The following is a 17,086-nucleotide window of genomic DNA, read 5'->3' as shown; positions in this document are numbered from 1 at the left end:
GCGCCCCGTAGCCATTGACGCTGCCTCGCGGTCCGGGCCAACGTCCTGCACGTACAGCCCGAGGCCGTAGCGGGGCCGTCCGATCATGGAATCTCCACGCCTCCGCAGCCGCCACCGCCGTGACGGCGGACCCTGCCCTAAATCAGGTGCGTTACGGTGCTTGAGCGTTGAACCTCGTTCAGCACACCAGCACCACGGGGTATGGCACGGCCGGTCACGAGCGTAAGAGGGGGCCTTTCATGCCCGAGCTGGAACTCTCGGCGGGAACCATCGACTACCAGGACACCGGCGGCGACGGCCCGGTGGTCGTCCTGCTGCACGGCGTCGCGATGGACGGGTCGCTCTGGCGCCACGTCGTCGCCGGGCTCCGGGACGACTACCGCTGCGTCGTCCCCACCCTCCCGCTCGGCGGCCACCGCCGCCCGATGCGCCCGGACGCCGACCTGTCGATCCTCGGCGTCGCCCGGCTGGTGGACGAGTTCCTCGAACGGCTTGATCTGAGCGATGTCACGCTGGTGCTCAATGACTGGGGCGGCGCACAGAGCCTTGTCGCCGACGGCCGCGCGGCCCGCATCGGCCGGCTCGTCATCACCTCCTGCGAGGCCTTCGACAACTACCCGCCCGGCCTGCCCGGCAGCAACCTGGTCACCTCCGCCAGGCTGCCCGGCGGCCTGGCCCTGGCCTTCAACCTGCTCCGTCTGAAGCCGATGCGCCGACTCCCGGTGACCTGGGGCTGGATGACCAAGCGGCCTGTGCCGCCCGAGATCATGGACGCTTGGTTCCACCCCGTACTCAGCTCCGCCGACGTCCGCCGCGACCTGCGCAAGTACGTCCTCAGCACCCCGCCGAAGGCCGAACTGCTCGCCTGGTCCGAGGCGCTTCGCATCTTCGACCGCCCCGCCCTCATCGCCTGGGCCGGCGAGGACCGCGTGATGCCCCCGTCCCACGGCCGCCGCCTGGCCGAGCTGCTTCCGCACGCCAAGCTCGTCGAGATCGCCGACAGCTACACCCTCATCCCCGAAGACCAGCCCGCCGTCCTAACCGCCCACCTCCGGGACTTCCTCGAGGGCCAGCCGTGAAAGCACCGGGAGCCTCTTCGGGCCTACGGAGGGTTTGGCCGTACGGAAGATCATGAACGGTGGCCGTTGTCCATGGGAGTAGCCAAGGAATCCGCAACCTCGCCCCACCGGCCGCCATCCCGGCACCCGTCTCGATCTTGAATCCCGTGTCCTGTTCGCGCTGATTAAGATCGTGCCATGTCGATTCGGAAGCAGGTCACACTCCCAAGACCGCTCACGGTCGGCGACGTGGTGGCCGCCCATTCGGTGGATCTTGGGGAGTGGACGGCCGCGCAGGTTGTTCGCCTCGATGCCGATTCACAGACGGCGGCGGTGCTCGAGTTGGACTGGTCCGGTTCCGAGCCATCGTCCGTGGCCGACCTCGGCGACGTCGCCCCTCTCCTGCTCACCCACCACTCATGGAACGGGACGCTGTCCTTCTGCAACCACGGATGGGGCCTCCCTCGCAGTCATAAGGTTGTCGGAGCGATGCGCCTGCTCCATGACGGACAGGCGAACAGCTGGGCTTCCGAATGGAATCTCGGCGACCAACTCGCTCGACAGCGACGGTGGGACCGCGGCGTCCACGAGGACCCGGTCGCGCCGTGGAAGGCGGAGTACACCGGCGAGACGGTCAACGAATTCCTTGGCCGACCAGCAGCGCCACGATCAGAGGTCACGCATCTGACGATCAGGGACATCGACTCCCTCGACTGTGCCCAGCTGGTCCAGCGTTTCCCTGCGTTGACTCGGCTTCACCTGCACGGACGTCTCGGCCTGCTCTCCGCCGCGAACGATCTGAACCAGCTCACCCGTCTTCGGCGGATCCGCATCGTTGACCTGTTCGGGATGACCGAGGAAGAGCGCCTCAGGCCGACTCGAGTGCCAGAGCTGGAATCGGTGGACCTCTACGGCATCCCGGCCGACTACGCATCGGCGATGCGCAGGACCTGGCGGCCCGAGGTCCCCGCAGGCACCTCTGTGTCCATCTACCGGGCACGCAAGCCCGAATGGGTTGAGGAGAACCGGAACAATCCGTTGCGCGACTGGGATGGCCGCGAACAGATCAGCGCCACCATGTACAAGAAGGCCGTCGCCCAATACAAGACGACGCGGAAGGCGGTCCTGGAGGCGTTCGCTGAAGAGCCCGTCGACGCCCGATCGACACGGATGGAAGAGATCGGGTACGCCTACGGAGAGGCATTCAACCGCCTTGACCAGCGATCGGGCTTCATCGAGACCGTCGAACGCGAAGAGCTCTTTGGCGCCCTCGACCACATCATGAACGAAGCCGAAGCGCTCCACGGCCCGAGCCTTGAAGACGCCCGCGACAGCCTCGTCTCCGGAGTGGAATCCGTCCGAGACTGGTAGTAGGCACGCCATCGGGCTTGGCCGCTTCAACACGACGGCGTACCCCGGTTCCCCGGCATCGTCGCGTCAATTTCTGCGGTGGCGGCGCGCTCGGGGAGCGCGGACATGGCATGGGCGCCCTGCTGGGCCGGTACTCACCGACACCGCTGCGGATGACAGAGAACTCAGGCCAGGGCCTCGGCGATCGCCGCCTGGTCCTGGTACTCGCGCCAGTGCACGATGCGCCCGCCCGTGGCACGCAGAACCACCACGAACGCGGCCTGCGCTCGCGTGCCACTCCCCGGCATCGTGGCCACCATCTGATACTCGGCGATGATCACCTCCGGGTCGGCAGTCTCGTGGATCATCACGTCCCGGAATTCCTCGAACGCGATGGGGAGGGCCTCACGGCCCGCCCGCGTCATGGCCACGACCTTCTCGCGGCCCTCGATCCTGCGGTGCCCGACGCGAGCGAATGGCTGCTCCACAACGATGTTGTCGGCCAGCATCTCCTCGTCCAGGCCGGCCTCTCCGGCGAGGGCGTTGCGCTGGAAGCGGGCGAAGAGGTCTCGCGGGGTGTGCTCGGACATGGGTTCCCTTCGGAGTGGACTAAGATGAGTTGAAGACTCATGTTGAAAATATGAGTCTCGGACTCATCTTGTCAACGAGTGGACGAATGACACCGAGCAAGCCCATGCGCGCCGACGCCCGGCGCAACCGCGCCCGCATCCTCGCCGCCGCCGAAGAGGTGTTCGCCGAACGAGGCGCCTCCGCGTCCACCGAGGAGGTCGCCGCCCGCGCCGGTGTCGCCATCGGGACGATATTCCGCCACTTCCCCACCAAACGCGACCTCCTCGCCGCGATCATGAAGGATCTGCGGCGGCGCCTCATCGACAAAGCGGAAGCCCTCGTCGCCGACGGTGACCCCGGAACCGCGTTCTTCGACTACTTCACATTCCTCGTCGGAAGCTCGGCCAGGGTAGGCGCCGTTGTGAGCCTCCTTGCCGAGGAGGGCACGTCCATTGAGCCAGGCGAGCAGATCATGGCGCTCGACCACACCTTCGGCACGCTATTGGACGCCGCGCAAGAGGCCGGGACCGTCCGCCCCGACGTCCATCTCGACGAGGTCATGGCTCTCCTCGCCGCCGCTACCCACGGCGCACTGGCTACCGCCTGGTCCGACGACCTCCGGCACCGAACGGTGACCTTGCTCCTGGACGCCTTCCGCCCCCGCTGAGGGCCGCTCGCCCACGCCTCGAACTCCGGCCCGGCTGCGTGTACACGTGCGGACTTGATCCCCCTCTGAGGCTCTTCATCCCTCCTGATACGTTGTTCATAGGTGCGCCGGGAAGTCTGGTCGGCAAGTAAACGACCCGACCCCTGCCTCGAAGCGGAGCCTCATGCCCGGCACCACCCCTCACCGCACGCCTGGCCTGCTCAGCAAGGGCACCTGGCCAGAAGCACGGCGGATCGCCGACATCCTGCGCAAGGAGACCGTCGGCGGGATACTCCTGCTGGCCGGCGCGGTCGCGGCGCTGGCGTGGGCGAACTCGCCGTGGGCGCAGGCCTATGCGGATCTGCGGGCGATCCGGATCGGGCCGGCCGCGCTGCACCTGGATCTCGACCTCGCTACTTGGGCCGCCGACGGGCTGCTGGCCATCTTCTTCTTCGTCGCCGGCCTGGAACTCAAACGCGAGTTCGTCGCCGGCGACCTGCGTGATGTGCGGCGAGCGGCGGTGCCGGTGGCCGCCGCGCTCGGCGGGGTCATCGTGCCCGCGCTGCTGTATCTGGCGGTCGCGGGCGGAGCCGGCGCGGCGCGGGGGTGGGCGATTCCCACCGCCACCGACATCGCCTTCGCACTGGCCGTGCTGGCGGTGATCGGCCGGTTCCTGCCGACGGCATTGCGGACGTTCCTGCTGACGCTGGCGGTGGTGGATGACCTGATCGCCATCGTCATCATCGCCGTCTTTTACACCGCACAGTTGTCGGTGCTGCCGCTGCTGGGCGCCCTGGTGCCGCTGGCCGCCTTCGCCGTACTGGTCCAGCGGCGGGTGCGCTCGTGGTGGCTGCTGCTGCCGCTCGCCTTCGCCACCTGGGCGCTGGTACACGCCTCGGGCGTGCACGCCACCGTGGCCGGGGTGGCGCTGGCTCTGACCGTGCCGGTGTTGCGCGGCAAGCGGGCGGGCGGGGGCGGCCCCGAGGCCGGGCCGGGGCTGGCCGAGCACTTCGAGCACCGGTTCCGGCCGATCTCCGCCGGCGTCGCCGTACCCGTTTTCGCCTTCTTCGCCGCCGGGGTGGGCATCGGTGGGCTGGACGGCCTGGCGGAGGCCCTGACCGACCCGGTCGCGCTGGGCATCGTGATCGGCTTGCTGGCCGGCAAACCGATCGGCATCCTGACCGCGACCTGGCTGGTGTCCCGCTTTACCCGCGCCTCTCTGGATGAGGGCCTGGCCTGGATCGACGTGGCCGGGCTGTCGATCCTGGCCGGGATCGGGTTCACCGTCTCACTGCTGATCGGGGAACTGGCCTTCGGCGCCGGCAGCGACACCGACGTCCGGGTCAAGATCGCCGTCCTGGCCGGTTCCCTGGCCGCCGCCGTGGTGGCCACGGTGATCCTGCGGCTGCGTGCACGGGTCTACCTGCGCATCCACCAGGCAGAGACCCTCGACCTGGACCACGACGACATTCCTGATCTGTACCAGGCCACCTAGGCCCTGCACGGAGTTGAGATCACGAAGTCTCAGACCGTGATGGGGATCTTGGCCTTCTCCATCGCCGAGGTGAGGACGAACACCACCAAGCTCGCGAACGGGCGGCAGGCGGAGATGCGTGTCTCCACCTCGTTCCAGGCGATCGGCTGGACCGACGAACGCCCAGAACTGCCCACGCATCGGTACTGAGTCGCTCACCAATCCGCGCGCGAGGGCCGGCCGAAAGGTCAGCGGCGCTGAGGGTACGGCGACACCGGGGGTGGCGTGAGGCCGGCTGCCGGGGGGTGATTATGATCACGGTCGTGGCGGAGACGATCTACCTTTCCGCCGCGGTAGTTGACCCCCCGAAGGGATGCTTCATGTCCACCAAGCTCACCCGCGCCGCCGCGACCTCGTTCGCGGCGATCGCCCTGGCGACGGCGGGTTCCGCGCTGGCCGCGCCCGCCAGTGCCACGACCGCCCCCGCCGCGTCTGTCACCTCGGTCGCCCCCGCCTCCACCTGGGTCAAGTACGGCGACTACTCGTCCCAGGCGAAGTGCGTAGCCAAGGGCAAGGCGCTGAAGGCGAGCGGCACCTACCTGTCGTACTACTGCGAGTACACCGGTTTCTTCACGCTGATGGTGCTGACCAGGTAACCGCCTGACCATCTGCGGCCCGGAGGCATCCCTCCGGGCCGTTTGTCGTGTCCGGGGGCCGATGCGTGCGCCGCCGGTGTCAAGGGGCACTTCTCTTCCCCGTGCGGTAGTTGATGCCGATGATTCGGCACGCCTCTCGGCTGCTGAACCCTTGATCCATAAGGCGGAAGTATTCCTCCCGCTCACGGGTCAGCTTCCGCCGCCCCTGAGGGGCCCGGATCTTGCGGATCTGGAACTCCATCGCAGTCCCCAAGCTGGGGTGTTGCGACGACCGCTAGAACGGAAGGGGAGGGGCGCTCTCTGCGTTCCGCGCCTACATCCGCCGAGAGACCAAATCCCGCTTTCTCGCAACAAATACCTTTCGCACTCCATTCACCCTTCGACGAACGCTTGGATTGTTTAAGTGCTCTCCAATAGAGCCATACTTCATCGGAAAGAGCCACCACTCGCAAATCCGAAAGGATTAACATGGATATTCCGGATACTCCGACGAAATCCCCCGCCCCGCGCCCCGCCGGCACCACTCGATGGTGGCGCCGGATCTCGCGCAGCGCCGCCCTGATCGCCGCGCTGACCGGTCTAGGCGTCATCACGGCCACCCCCGCCGGCGCCGCCGTCCAGGTCCCCGACGGCAGCTTCGAGTTTCCGCAGGTCCCCCTGAACACCTTCCGCATCTTCACCACCGGCCAGTCCATCGGAGCGTGGACGGTGCGAGGCACCGTCGACCTCAAACACGAGGGGTTCTGGGAGGCGGCCGACGGAGTGCAGTCGGTCGACTTGAATGGCTCCGGAACGCACAATTTCCAAGGCGCCGTCTACCAGACCGTCTCCACCCCTAGATTCCTCCTCCGCAGATACATGGTGACCTACCAGCTTGCCGGAAACCCGGAGAGCGGCCCGAGGGTGAAGACCGGTGAGGCGCGCATCAACGGAGAGGTCGCACAACGCTTCTCCTTCGACACCGCCGGAAAAACCACGACCGACATGGGCTATGTGACAAAAAGGTTCTATTTCAAACCTTCCAGCTCATCCACCACACTGGAATTCGCCAGCACGACCGATCCCGCATCCGCGTACGGCCCGGTGATCGATGACGTCAGGGTCTGGGATTGTCTGGTGTTCCTCTGCCGCTGAGTCGACTGTTTCCAGGGTGGGATGCAGGGTCACCCATCAGGTCCCGGCGGCGCAACCGTTGCCCGCCGGGACCGGCGACCATGACGGACTGCGATCCTTCGAGCGACACGCGGCGGATCTGGAGCGAATCGTCGCGGCCGCCCGAGCACAACCCCGCCCAGGACGCTAGAGGCTGACCACGCGATGCACCGACGACAAGACCTGAACGACTGCACTCTGTGCAGGGCTTCCGGATCTTTCGCGGTTTCCGAGACGGGTCCAGTCGGGTGCGGTGAATCCGCGTCTCCGGTGCCGCTGAGTGGAGCCCGAGATCAGTACCTTCACGAAAAGGGCTTCCGCCACGACGATCAGAGATTGAGACGAACTCATCCGGCGAAGGAGGCGTGATGTCGCATCTCTGGCGCGGCTGGTGTTTACTCCGCCCTGGCCTCCTGCTGTACGGCGGAACCATCGGTACGAACCAGCTGCACGCGCACCATGCGGTCCACCTGATCGTGTCCGCAGAGCCCTTCACCATGGCCGACGCCCATGGCCGGCGGTTGACCACCCGGACCGCGGTCATTCCCCCCGACATCGGCCACGCCGTACTCACGGGAGCTCGCGGGGCCCTGCTGGCTCAACTCGAACCCGGCAGCTCGCCAGGCCGTTCCCTTCTCGCCCATTCAGGTGCGGGGGCCAACGCCTCGACCTGGGGTCCGCCCTTCCCCCACCTCACACACGCCGGCCCGAGCCCGAGACACCGCCGGGTGGCAGCGCCGCTCATGTTCACGAAACCCTCGAACGGCCATGAACACTCCGCCGAGGCCGCGGCCGCCCTGAAGATCGTCGAGGACTGGACGGGCCAACGTAGTGCCGAAGTAATCCCGATTCACCCGGCGGTGGAGATGGCGATAGCCGTGATCCCCACTCTCCTGATCGAGGGGCCGGTGCGTCTGGGCGTGGTTGCGGACGCGGTGCACCTGTCGCCAAGCCGGTTGGCGCATCTGTTCAGCGCACACGTTGGGATTCCACTGCGACCCTATGTGCGCTGGCAGCGCATGCAGCATGCGATCAGGCTGGTGGCCGCAGGAGAGTCGTTGACGATGGCCGCCCACGGCGCCGGATTCACCGACGGGTCACATTTCACCCGGGCCTTCAGGCACAACTTCGGGACCGCGCCCTCCACGATGGCCGCCGCCATCGACTGGCTGCCCTGAATCGACACGTTCGTACAAGCCCTGACCGCATCGGCGCCGCATCCTTGTGACGTACGAACGTCCCCTGAGACGCAGCCGGGGCAGGTAGTCGAACCGCCGAGAAAGGGTCGCGATGCTCAATCTGTCGATCATTCTGGATGACAGCGCCCGCAATGCTCCAGACCGCACCGCTCTGGTCTTCGGCGACCTGCGCCTGCCGTACTCCATGGTGAACTCCGTTGCGAACCAGGTGGCCAACCTCCTGGTGGCCCGGGGGATCGGCAAGGGCGACAAGGTCGCGCTGCTCTGCCCGAACCTGCCCTATTTCCCCTTCGTCTACTTCGGCATCCTCAAGGCCGGGGCGACCGTGGTCCCGCTCAACGTGCTGCTGCAGCCGCGCGAGATCGTCTACCACCTGACCGACAGCGACGCCAAGGCGTTCTTCTGCTTCGAGGGCTCCCCCGAACTGCCCATGGGCGCACGCGGGCGGGAGGCCTTCGACGCCGCCGAGGGCTGCGAGCTCTTCTTCGTCCTGCCCGCCACGCCGCTGGCCGCCGAGTCGGAGCACGGCGAATCGTTCTGGGCGGCGCTGGGCGGCATGTCCGGGGAGTTCGAGACGGTGCAGACCGCGCCGGACGACACCGCGGCCATCCTCTACACCTCCGGCACCACCGGTCAGCCCAAGGGCGCCGAGCTGACCCACATGAACATACTGACCAACACCATCGTCAGCGACGAGATGTTCCCCACCGACCCCGACGGCGACGTCACACTCACCGTGCTGCCGCTCTTCCACTCCTTCGGCCAGATCGCGGTCATGAACGTGAGCGTGCGCCGCCGCGCCACCCTCGTACTCCAGCCGCGCTTCGAGCCCGGCGAGGCGCTGGAGCTCATGCGCAGGGAGAAGGTGACCATGTTCGCCGGGGTGCCGACGATGTTCTGGGCGATGCTGTCGAAGATCCACGCCGACGGGGCCGAGGCGCCCTCGACGCTGCGGGTGGCGGTGGCGGGCGGGGCCTCCTCTCCGGTCGAGGTGCTCAAGGACTTCGAGGGCACCTTCGGCATCCCGATCCTGGAGGGCTACGGCCTGTCGGAGACCTCCCCGGTGGCCAGCTTCAACCAGCCGGGGCGGCCCACCAAGCCGGGCAGCATCGGCTTCCCCATCTGGGGCGTGCAGATGCGGCTGGTGGACGATGGCTGGAACACCATCGAGGGCGGGGGCCCCGGTGAGATCGCCATCCGCGGGCACAACGTCATGAAGGGCTACTACGGGCGGCCCGAGGCCACCGAGGAGGTCATGCGGGACGGCTGGTTCCGCACCGGCGACATCGCCACCCGCGACGAGGACGGCTACTACGCCGTCATCGACCGCACGAAGGACATGATCATCCGGGGCGGCTTCAACATCTACCCGCGCGAGCTCGAGGAGGTGCTGATGACGCACCCGGCGGTCTCGCTGGTGGCGGTGGTCGGCGTGCCCCACGACTCGCACGGCGAGGAGGTCAAGGCCTACGTCATCCCGGCGCCCGGCGCGACGGTGGGCGAGGACGAGCTCATCGCCTGGTGCAAGGAGAACATGGCGGCCTACAAGTACCCGCGGACCATCGAGTTCCGCGAGAGCCTGCCGATGACGGCGACCGGCAAGATCCTCAAGCGCGAGCTGCGCTAGGGGTACTCAGCGATCAGGTCTCAGCAGTACCGAGGGCTCGGAGTGGACGTTCAGGGGCGGTGCGGTGAGGTGAGGTGGCGGCGAGGGAGCCGAGGAGGTTGAGGGCCTCGCTGCCGGCCGAGCCCGGCTCCGCGTGGTAGACGACGAGTTCCTGGCCGGGGCTGGAGCGGACGTCGAAGGTCTGCATGGACAGTGTCAGCGGTCCGACGTGGCGGTGGTGGAAGCGTTTGCTTTCCAGCGCTTTGCCGCGGGCGTCGTGCCGGGCCCAGAGCCGGGCGAACTCGGGACTCGATTCGAGTAGTTCGGTGAGCACCCGCCGTACCCGCGGGTCGTCGGGAGCCTCGCCGTAGCCGAGCCGGAAGCCGGCCACCGAGTTGCGCGCGACGTCGTGCCAGTCGCGGTAGAAGGTTCGGGCGGCGGGTTCGGTGAACACCACGTGCATGAGGTTGCGCGAGTGCGACCAGTCGTGGAAGAGCGCGTCGGCGATCGCGTTGGAGGCGAGCACGTCGTAGGCGCGGTTGTAGACGATGGCCGGGTTGTTCGGCCAGGCGGACATCAACTGCAGGAGGCTGGGGTCGACGTGATCGTTGACAATGGCGGTCCGCTCGCGCGCGCTGAGCCCGGCTATGCGGAACAGGTGCCGGCGGCCGTCCTCCGGCAGGTGCAGGGCCGCGGCCAAGGCCTCGACCACCTGCGCTGATGGGCTCCGTTCACGGCCTTGCTCCAGCCGGACGTAGTAGTCGACGCTGACTGCGGTGAGCGCCGCGACTTCCTCGCGCCGCAGGCCGGGGACCCTGCGGTGCCCGGTGCTGGGAAGTCCGGCCAACTCCGGGGTGACCTGCGCCCGCCGGGCCCTGAGGTAATCGCCGAGTGCGGAGGATGTCATGCGACCATGCTAGGTCGCAGGTCAGCGCGTGTGGGTGGGTGCGTCACTCCCAGGGAGAACGGCGCCCTTCCAGCCGTCGGCCGACTCGGCCAAGGTCGAAGTCATGCCAACTAACCGATCAGAAGTCGACATCCCGGCCGACCGCAAGGTGGTCCTGGTCACCGGGGCCAGCAGCGGCATCGGCGAGGCCATCGCCGCCCGGCTGGTGCGCGAAGGACACCACGTGGTCGCGGGTGCGCGGCGGACCGATCGCCTGCGGGCGCTCGCCGAACGCACCGCACAGGAGGCCGCCCGCTCCGGCGGCGGCCTGCACCCGGCGCGGCTGGACGTGACCGACCGCGCCGACGTCGGCGCCTTCATCGCGGGGGCGCGCGACCGCTTCGGACGGGTCGACGCCCTGGTGAGCAACGCCGGGGTCATGCCGCTGTCGCGGCTGGACCGTCTGCTGGTCGAGGAATGGGACCGGATGATCGACGTGAACGTCCGCGGACTGCTGTACGGGATCGCCGCGGCCCTGCCGGTGTTCACCGCGCAGGGCGGCGGCCACTTCGTCACGATCGCGAGCATCGGCGCCCACCAGGTCGTGCCCACCAGCGCCGTCTACTGCGCCACCAAGTACGCCGCCTGGGCGATCACCGAGGGCCTGCGGCAGGAGTCCGATCCCTCGATCCGGGTCACGACCATCTCCCCGGGGGTGGTCGCCTCCGAACTCGCCGATTCCATCACCGACCCCGGCGCCGCGCAGGGCATGCGCGCCTACCGCGCGCACGCGATCGAGCCGGACGCCATCGCCGGAGCCCTCTCCTATGCCCTCGCGCAGCCGCCCGACGTCGACGTCAACGAGATCGTCGTACGGCCCGTCCGCCAACGCTGACCGGCGCGCTCGTCACCTGCCCTCGCGCAGCCACCCGACGTCGACGTCAACGAGATCGTCGTACGGCCCGTCCGCCAACGCTGACCGGCGCGCTCGTCACCGTCGACGGCGGATGGACCGCCCAGTGAGCGGGCCTGTCTTCGTCGTCGGCACGGGCCCTCGGTGGCGGTGCCCCCGTGGCCCGCCGTCCCGCCGGACTGGTCGCCGCACGGTTCTGAGGGGCCCCGGTGCAGCAATGCACCGGGGGCTACCCGGCGCCTACGCGTCGCCGGGCGGTCCCGCGAGCTGGGACTCCACGCGCTCCTTGGTCACTCCCAGGCGTGCGAACTCGGCGGCCGGGCCCTCGCCGAGGGACAGGACGCCGAGCAACACGTGCTCGGCGCCGATGTGGTCGTGGCCGAGCCGCTGGGCCTCGCCGTGGGTGAGCTCCAGAACCTTCCTGCCCTGCTCGGAGAAGGCGATGTGGGTGGCCGGGGCGGTCTCGCCCGGGGGCCCGATCAGGCCGGCGATCGACTCCCGGAGGGCGTCCGGCGAGACCCCGAGGGCAGTCAGGGCCCTGCCCGAGGGCGCCTCGGGCAGCCGGAGGAGCGCGAGGACGATGTGCTCGGCGCCGATGTGGTCGTGCCGCGCCCGGCGGGCCTCCTCCTGGGCCTGCACCACCACGGTGCGCGCCTCGGCGGTGTAGCGGGCGAAGGTCCGCAGGTCGGCCTCCGCCGTCTCGGTAGGCGTCTTGGGCACGAACCGCTTCTGCGCGGCCTGCTTGGTGACGCCCAGGCTCTGCCCGATCTCGGCCCATGACGCGCCCTGCATCCGGGCCAGGGCCACGAAATGGCCGACCAGGTGATCGGCCATTTCGCCGAGATGCTCGGCGACGACCACGGCGTCGGTGAGGAAGTCCAGGGCGTGGCCGTCGGCATGGCGGTTCTTGACCGCGTCGATGAGGTCGTCCAGTTGAGGGGTGTCCATTCGTCAACCCTAGGTTGACGAACAGGCGTCGTCAACTCCAGGTTGACGGAAGGGATCGCACCGCGCGGGACGGGGGTTGCCGACGGCACACGCGCGAACGGAACGGTCTTCAAGCCGCCTGATCGAGGAGGCTCGCCGTCTCGTGCAAACGATCATGAGGTGAACGCCGGGCCGGCCTACGGCTTCCCGCGCGTCGCTTCGCCGTACTGACCTGCCGTTGTTCGTCCCGCGGAGGAGTCCTTCTGCCATTGCTCGGCCGCCTGGATCATGGCGTGGCCGACGTGCCAGAAGAACTGACCCATGTCCTGCAGCCGGGAGCCGGCGGGTGTGACGGCGCCGAGGACCTCAGCTCCTTCACGGGCGAAATCCGCCATCATGGCGTTATGGCGGGCGCTGGTCATCCAGCCGCGGACCCAGACGTCGGCGTCGATGACGTATCGGTCGCGCCGCCGGCGGGGGTCGCGTTCCCGCCTGATCAGTTGCTGCTGTTCGAGCTCGCCGACGGCCTTGGAGATGGACGCCGGGCTGACCTGGAGGCGCCGGACCAGCTCGGCGGCCGTCAGGCTGCCACTGTCGTTGAGGTACAGGCAGGTCAGCACCCGAGCGCTCATCCGCGGCAGCCCCGTATTGATCATCAGCGCTATGAACCTCTCCACCAGATCGCGGACCGCTTCGGGGTTTCGCCCGTGCGCGGGAGTGGTGGCCGGTGACATCGGGGCCGGGGTCGGCCTGCGTCGTCGAGCACGTTGTGCGGTCGCCTGATGCGCCTGGTCGGCCTGGTAGCCGCCGGGGCCGCCGTTGCGGATCACCTCTCTGGTGATGGTGGAGATCGGTCGTTCCAAGCGGCCGGCGATCTCGGTGTAGGTGAGCCCTTCGACCAGTCCTTCGGCGATCTGCCTTCGGTCCAGCTGGGTCAACCTGCCTCCAGGCATCGGTGTTGCCTCCTGATTGCTCGGACTCGTTGGCCAACTCGTCTACGGGTTGATGGACAGTATTGCGTTCGCAGACATCTCATTGCAAATTTGTCGGGGGCGTTCTTGCATTCGCTTTCATTCTCATTGCAAGATATCGTGAAAACCCTAGTCAGAACCGTCGAATCCCGCACTTTGTGTTGACTGATTCGTAAATGCAAGTTAGCTTTTGCTCTAACGCAAACGAGTACTGTCGCGACTGAAGCCCTCATGACGTCCTCCCAGCTGAGCGCGCTCAGATCTCCACCCACCGTCCCCTGTGAAAGGAACGACATGACCACCTCCCCCTCCGCCAAGGCTGGACTGCTCCTCACCGCGGCGGCCATGGCGGCGACCGCCTTGACGGCCCCCACGGCATCCGCGTCGGCAGCGGATGCCCCTGACCATGCCGCGGTCCAGAAAGTGCTCGATCAGGCCGTGGCCGAAGGCCGTTTTCCGGGCATGGTCGCCGAGGTCCGCGACCGCGACGGCAGGTGGTACGGCTCGGCGGGCGTGGCCGATACCAAGACTGGCCGCAAGCGCCAGCCCCACGAACGGTTCCGCATCGGGAGCGCCACCAAGGCGTTCACGGCCACCGTCGTTCTGCAGCTGGAGGCCGAGGGCGAGCTGAGCCTTGACGACACCGTGGACAAGTGGCTGCCCGGCGTGGTCCAGGGCAACGGCAACGACGGCAGCACGATCACCATCAGGCACCTGCTCAACCACACCAGCGGGATCTTCAACTACGGCAACGACCCGGAGGCGGCCGCCGAGTTGTCCGGCCTCGCGTTCTTCGAGCACCGCTACGACAAGTACACACCCGAGCAGCTCGTGAAGCTCGGCCTGCGCAATCCGCGCTACTTCCCGGAACCGGGTCAGGGCTTCGTGTACACCAACACCGGCTACATCCTCGCCGGGATGATCATTGAGAAGGTGACCGGCGGGACGCTCGCCGACGAGATCTCGCGGCGGATCGTCCGCCCGCTGGGCCTGACCGGGACCTACCTGCCGGGCGAGGAGACGAAGATACGCGGCCCGCACCCGCGGCACTACTCGACGTTGTTCTCGGCCGAATCCGACGCCGAGATCTACGACGTGACCGAGATGAGTGCCACCACCGCCTGGGCAGCGGGCGGCGTGGTCTCCACCGTCGGCGATCTCCACCGATTCACCGGCGCGCTGCTGCGCGGCCGGCTTCTCCAGCCCGCTCAGCAGCGGGAGATGTTCACCATGCTCGAGACCGGGGTCAAGATGCCGGACGGCACCTGGAAGGACACGTGGATCCCCGACACCACCTACGGCCTCGGCGTCTTTTCGTGGAAGCTGTCGTGCGGCGCGACGGTCTGGGGCGTCGGCGGCGCCATCACCGGCGGGTTCTCCTTCTCGATGGGCACCCGCGACGCCACGCGCATGATCGCCACCAACACGAACATCGACCGGTATGGCCGCTACAACTCGCTCGACACGATCAAGAATGTGCTTCAGGCCGAGTTCTGCCCGTCCGGTTCCCAGACGCGCAAGCAGTGATGATCAGCGGTACCGGCATGTGCGTACTGCCCGCTCCAGCCTTGCCCGGATCTCTCATCGTCGTTCGCCGAGGGTGAAGCCGACGATCGCGCCACCGCCGGGCCGGTTGGCGGCGAAGGGGGTGCCGCCGTGGCGGAGTGCGACGTCGTTGACGATGGCGAGGCCCAGGCCGGATCCGGGGAGTGCGCGGGTGGCCACGGCGCGGTAGAAGCGGTCGAAGACGCGCCGCAGGTCGGCCTCGTCGATGCCGGGCCCGCGGTCGCGGACTTCGATCCTGCTGCGGTCCGCGATCAGTTCGATGGGCTGGGTGCCGTCAGGGTCGAATTTCGCGGCGTTGTCCAAGAGGTTGACGAGGGCGCGCTGCAGCGCGGCGCGCCGTACGGTGACGACGGCAGGGGTGGCACGCACCAGGATGTCCCGCCCGGTGCGCCGGCGGCCGGTGGCGGCGGCGTGCTCCGCGAGTTCGGCGAGCTGGAGGGCGACCGGCTCCTCGTCGTCGAGTTCGTCGGCCGCCAGTTGCACCAGTTCGTTGACCAGATGGGTCAGCTCGCGCGCTTCCTGGCCCAGGTCGTGCAGGAGGTCGGCTTGGGCGTCGGGCGGAAGTTCGCCGAAGCGCCGCAGGATCGCGATGTTGGTGCGCAGGCTTGTCAGCGGGGTGCGCAGCTCGTGCCCGGCGTCGTGGACGAGACGCCGCTGGTCCTGTTTGGCGCGGGCGAGCCGACCGAGCATGTCGTGGAAGGAATGGCCGAGCCGGCCGATCTCGTCGTCTCCGGTGACGGGCACGACGAGATCCAGTCTGCCGGTGGCGGCGACTTCCGCGGTGACGGCGGCCAGCCGCGTCAGGCGGCGGGTGATCCGGCGTGCCAGCCACCATCCCGCGCCTGCCGCGATGACGATGACGGCTCCGGCCAGCAGCATGATGGACTGCCGGAGCTGCGACAGGAGGGTTTCCGTGTCGCTGAGCCGCTGGGCGATCCGGATCGCGCCGCGGCCGTCGCCGAGCGCCACCGTGGCGGTGCGATAGCGGGACCCGCTGAGGGCGATCTCGCGCTGGTTGCCCGCTCCGGCGCGCTGAGCTGGGGCGAGGGCGCGGTCGAGTCTGTCGAACGGGAGCGGGACGGGGCGTTCCTTACCGACCGGGGTTCCCTGGGGCCCGATGACCTGCACGGTGATCCGCGTGGCGTTCAACAGCTTGGGCAGGACGTTCTGGCGGGGGTCGCCGGTGGTGAAGTCCTCGGCCGTGAACCGGCCCTGCCGTACCTGAACCCGCAGATCATTGACGATCCCGGCGAAGACGGATTCCTCGTCGGCGCGCACCATGCCGGCGGCGGTCTCGTAGCTGAGCCCGCCGACCACCGCCGTGGCCAGCGCGACCAGGCAGGCGAAGGCCAGGGCCACGGTGGTGCGCAGGCTGCGCCGCGTCATGGCCGCCTCAGCGTGTAGCCGACCCCGCGCACGGTGTGGATCAGCGGCGGATGCCCGAGCGGATCGAGCTTGCGGCGCAGGTAGCCGATGTAGACGGTGAGGTTCTTCGACCCCGGGCCGAAGTCGTAACCCCAGATGCGCTCGTAGACGGTGGAGTGTCCGAGAACGATGCCCTCGTTGCGGGCCAGCAGTTCCAGCAGGTCGAACTCGGTGCGCGACAGGGCGAGCTCCCGCGCGCCGCGCCAGGCGCGCCTGGCGTCGGGATCCACGCGCAGGTCGGCGATCTGAAGCACGCCGTTGTGTCCCCCACCGGGACCTGTACGGCGCAGCAGCGCGCGCAGGCGGGCGAACAACTCCTCGATCTCGAACGGTTTGGCCATGTAGTCGTCCGCCCCGGCGTCCAGGCCGGCGACCCGGTCGGAGGTCTCGACCCGGGCGGTGAGCATCAGAATCGGCGTACGGTCGCCCTCGGCGCGCAGCACCCGGCACACGCCCAGTCCATCGACGCCGGGCATCATCACATCCAGCACCAGCACGTCAGGGCGCTCGCGGTGCGCGGCGGCCAATGTCTGCACCCCGTCAGGTACGGCGATCACCCGGTACCCCTCCAGATGGAGGGCACGTCCCAGAGACTTCCGGATGGGCCCGTCGTCCTCAGCGAGCAGCACGGTGTACGTCACCTGCGAATCGTGCCAGTATCGCCGCTTTCGTCGCGGCCGGCAGTGA

The 17,086-nt window shown here is 68.3% G+C and carries 17 protein-coding genes and 1 pseudogene; 11 read left to right on the top strand and 7 right to left on the bottom strand.

Features of this window, described 5'->3' with window-relative positions:
• Window positions 1-239 precede the first annotated feature (239 nt).
• Together MBA17_RS21780 and MBA17_RS21775 are read left to right on the top strand one after the other, a co-directional pair.
• Complete coding sequence (locus MBA17_RS21780) at window positions 240-1,079, top strand: alpha/beta fold hydrolase (protein WP_238498366.1); 840 nt, start codon at window positions 240-242, stop codon at window positions 1,077-1,079.
• A 177-nt stretch (window positions 1,080-1,256) separates the two neighbouring features.
• A complete protein-coding gene (locus MBA17_RS21775; RefSeq protein ID WP_238498365.1) occupies window positions 1,257-2,429 on the top strand; it encodes a hypothetical protein in 1,173 nt (390 codons plus the stop codon).
• Between the two features lie 164 nt (window positions 2,430-2,593).
• Here MBA17_RS21775 and MBA17_RS21770 read toward each other — a convergent pair whose 3' ends face one another.
• Entirely contained in the window at window positions 2,594-2,998 is a 405-nt protein-coding gene (locus MBA17_RS21770; protein ID WP_238498364.1) for a nuclear transport factor 2 family protein, read from the bottom strand.
• An 86-nt stretch (window positions 2,999-3,084) separates the two neighbouring features.
• Between MBA17_RS21770 and MBA17_RS21765 the strand changes: the two genes are divergently transcribed.
• From MBA17_RS21765 to MBA17_RS21750, 4 genes are all read left to right on the top strand, one after another.
• On the top strand, window positions 3,085-3,645 hold the full coding sequence (locus MBA17_RS21765) for a TetR/AcrR family transcriptional regulator (protein WP_238498363.1): 561 nt from the start codon (window positions 3,085-3,087) through the stop codon (window positions 3,643-3,645).
• A gap of 163 nt (window positions 3,646-3,808) precedes the next feature.
• Window positions 3,809-5,119, top strand: a complete 1,311-nt coding sequence (gene nhaA, locus MBA17_RS21760; RefSeq protein ID WP_238498362.1) for a Na+/H+ antiporter NhaA — start codon at window positions 3,809-3,811, stop codon at window positions 5,117-5,119.
• A 36-nt stretch (window positions 5,120-5,155) separates the two neighbouring features.
• Window positions 5,156-5,308 (top strand): hypothetical protein, encoded by a 153-nt coding sequence (locus tag MBA17_RS21755; RefSeq protein ID WP_238498361.1) that lies wholly within the window; start codon window positions 5,156-5,158, stop codon window positions 5,306-5,308.
• A gap of 170 nt (window positions 5,309-5,478) precedes the next feature.
• The gene (locus tag MBA17_RS21750) at window positions 5,479-5,754 is read left to right on the top strand and encodes a hypothetical protein (RefSeq protein WP_238498360.1); all 276 of its coding nucleotides are present in this window, start codon (window positions 5,479-5,481) and stop codon (window positions 5,752-5,754) included.
• A 91-nt stretch (window positions 5,755-5,845) separates the two neighbouring features.
• Here MBA17_RS21750 and MBA17_RS50505 read toward each other — a convergent pair.
• Window positions 5,846-5,995 (bottom strand): annotated as a pseudogene (locus tag MBA17_RS50505) (IS30 family transposase); the annotation flags it as partial.
• Window positions 5,996-6,222: 227 nt separating this feature from the next.
• Here MBA17_RS50505 and MBA17_RS21745 point away from each other — a divergent pair.
• From MBA17_RS21745 to MBA17_RS21735, 3 genes are all read left to right on the top strand, one after another.
• The gene (locus tag MBA17_RS21745; protein ID WP_238498359.1) at window positions 6,223-6,888 is read left to right on the top strand and encodes a choice-of-anchor C family protein; all 666 of its coding nucleotides are present in this window, start codon (window positions 6,223-6,225) and stop codon (window positions 6,886-6,888) included.
• Between the two features lie 746 nt (window positions 6,889-7,634).
• Entirely contained in the window at window positions 7,635-8,084 is a 450-nt protein-coding gene (locus MBA17_RS21740; protein ID WP_238498358.1) for a helix-turn-helix transcriptional regulator, read from the top strand.
• 112 nt (window positions 8,085-8,196) lie between these two features.
• The gene (locus MBA17_RS21735; RefSeq protein ID WP_238498357.1) at window positions 8,197-9,732 is read left to right on the top strand and encodes a long-chain-fatty-acid--CoA ligase; all 1,536 of its coding nucleotides are present in this window, start codon (window positions 8,197-8,199) and stop codon (window positions 9,730-9,732) included.
• Window positions 9,733-9,745: 13 nt separating this feature from the next.
• Here the strand turns inward: MBA17_RS21735 and MBA17_RS21730 are convergent, their stop codons facing one another.
• Window positions 9,746-10,618 (bottom strand): helix-turn-helix transcriptional regulator, encoded by an 873-nt coding sequence (locus MBA17_RS21730; RefSeq protein WP_238498356.1) that lies wholly within the window; start codon window positions 10,616-10,618, stop codon window positions 9,746-9,748.
• A 103-nt stretch (window positions 10,619-10,721) separates the two neighbouring features.
• On the opposite strand from MBA17_RS21730, the gene MBA17_RS21725 reads away from it, so the two are divergent.
• The gene (locus MBA17_RS21725; RefSeq protein ID WP_238498355.1) at window positions 10,722-11,492 is read left to right on the top strand and encodes an SDR family oxidoreductase; all 771 of its coding nucleotides are present in this window, start codon (window positions 10,722-10,724) and stop codon (window positions 11,490-11,492) included.
• Window positions 11,493-11,750: 258 nt separating this feature from the next.
• Here the strand turns inward: MBA17_RS21725 and MBA17_RS21720 are convergent, their stop codons facing one another.
• A complete protein-coding gene (locus tag MBA17_RS21720) occupies window positions 11,751-12,458 on the bottom strand; it encodes a Clp protease N-terminal domain-containing protein (RefSeq protein ID WP_238498354.1) in 708 nt (235 codons plus the stop codon).
• Window positions 12,459-12,634: 176 nt separating this feature from the next.
• Entirely contained in the window at window positions 12,635-13,390 is a 756-nt protein-coding gene (locus MBA17_RS21715; RefSeq protein WP_455432812.1) for a GbsR/MarR family transcriptional regulator, read from the bottom strand.
• 312 nt (window positions 13,391-13,702) lie between these two features.
• Here MBA17_RS21715 and MBA17_RS21710 point away from each other — a divergent pair, with 312 nt between their 5' ends.
• Complete coding sequence (locus MBA17_RS21710; RefSeq protein ID WP_238498352.1) at window positions 13,703-14,935, top strand: serine hydrolase domain-containing protein; 1,233 nt, start codon at window positions 13,703-13,705, stop codon at window positions 14,933-14,935.
• A gap of 54 nt (window positions 14,936-14,989) precedes the next feature.
• Here MBA17_RS21710 and MBA17_RS21705 read toward each other — a convergent pair whose 3' ends face one another.
• Together MBA17_RS21705 and MBA17_RS21700 are read right to left on the bottom strand one after the other, a co-directional pair.
• On the bottom strand, window positions 14,990-16,360 hold the full coding sequence (locus MBA17_RS21705) for an ATP-binding protein (protein WP_238498351.1): 1,371 nt from the start codon (window positions 16,358-16,360) through the stop codon (window positions 14,990-14,992).
• Window positions 16,357-17,040: a response regulator transcription factor gene (locus tag MBA17_RS21700; protein WP_238498350.1), complete on the bottom strand. Its 684-nt coding sequence runs from the start codon at window positions 17,038-17,040 to the stop codon at window positions 16,357-16,359. The genes MBA17_RS21705 and MBA17_RS21700 overlap by 4 nt, the downstream gene beginning before the upstream one ends.
• Between the last annotated feature and the right edge of the window lie 46 nt (window positions 17,041-17,086).

The organism is Dolomitihabitans soli (assembly GCF_022213955.1).
Classification (GTDB): domain Bacteria; phylum Actinomycetota; class Actinomycetes; order Streptosporangiales; family Streptosporangiaceae; genus Streptosporangium_A; species Streptosporangium_A soli.
Note: the sequence above shows the minus strand (reverse complement) of the source record. Positions and strands in the feature narration are given on the sequence as shown.

Coding starts and splice junctions, on each gene's coding strand:
- MBA17_RS21730 (WP_238498356.1), bottom strand. CDS start 10,618: ATGACATCCTCCGCACTCGGCGATTACCTCAGGGCCCGGCGGGCGCAG.
- nhaA (WP_238498362.1), top strand. CDS start 3,809: ATGCCCGGCACCACCCCTCACCGCACGCCTGGCCTGCTCAGCAAGGGC.
- MBA17_RS21715 (WP_455432812.1), bottom strand. CDS start 13,390: ATGCCTGGAGGCAGGTTGACCCAGCTGGACCGAAGGCAGATCGCCGAA.
- MBA17_RS21745 (WP_238498359.1), top strand. CDS start 6,223: ATGGATATTCCGGATACTCCGACGAAATCCCCCGCCCCGCGCCCCGCC.
- MBA17_RS21710 (WP_238498352.1), top strand. CDS start 13,703: ATGACCACCTCCCCCTCCGCCAAGGCTGGACTGCTCCTCACCGCGGCG.
- MBA17_RS21765 (WP_238498363.1), top strand. CDS start 3,085: ATGACACCGAGCAAGCCCATGCGCGCCGACGCCCGGCGCAACCGCGCC.
- MBA17_RS21770 (WP_238498364.1), bottom strand. CDS start 2,998: ATGTCCGAGCACACCCCGCGAGACCTCTTCGCCCGCTTCCAGCGCAAC.
- MBA17_RS21725 (WP_238498355.1), top strand. CDS start 10,722: ATGCCAACTAACCGATCAGAAGTCGACATCCCGGCCGACCGCAAGGTG.
- MBA17_RS21780 (WP_238498366.1), top strand. CDS start 240: ATGCCCGAGCTGGAACTCTCGGCGGGAACCATCGACTACCAGGACACC.
- MBA17_RS21750 (WP_238498360.1), top strand. CDS start 5,479: ATGTCCACCAAGCTCACCCGCGCCGCCGCGACCTCGTTCGCGGCGATC.
- MBA17_RS21775 (WP_238498365.1), top strand. CDS start 1,257: ATGTCGATTCGGAAGCAGGTCACACTCCCAAGACCGCTCACGGTCGGC.
- MBA17_RS21705 (WP_238498351.1), bottom strand. CDS start 16,360: ATGACGCGGCGCAGCCTGCGCACCACCGTGGCCCTGGCCTTCGCCTGC.
- MBA17_RS21735 (WP_238498357.1), top strand. CDS start 8,197: ATGCTCAATCTGTCGATCATTCTGGATGACAGCGCCCGCAATGCTCCA.
- MBA17_RS21720 (WP_238498354.1), bottom strand. CDS start 12,458: ATGGACACCCCTCAACTGGACGACCTCATCGACGCGGTCAAGAACCGC.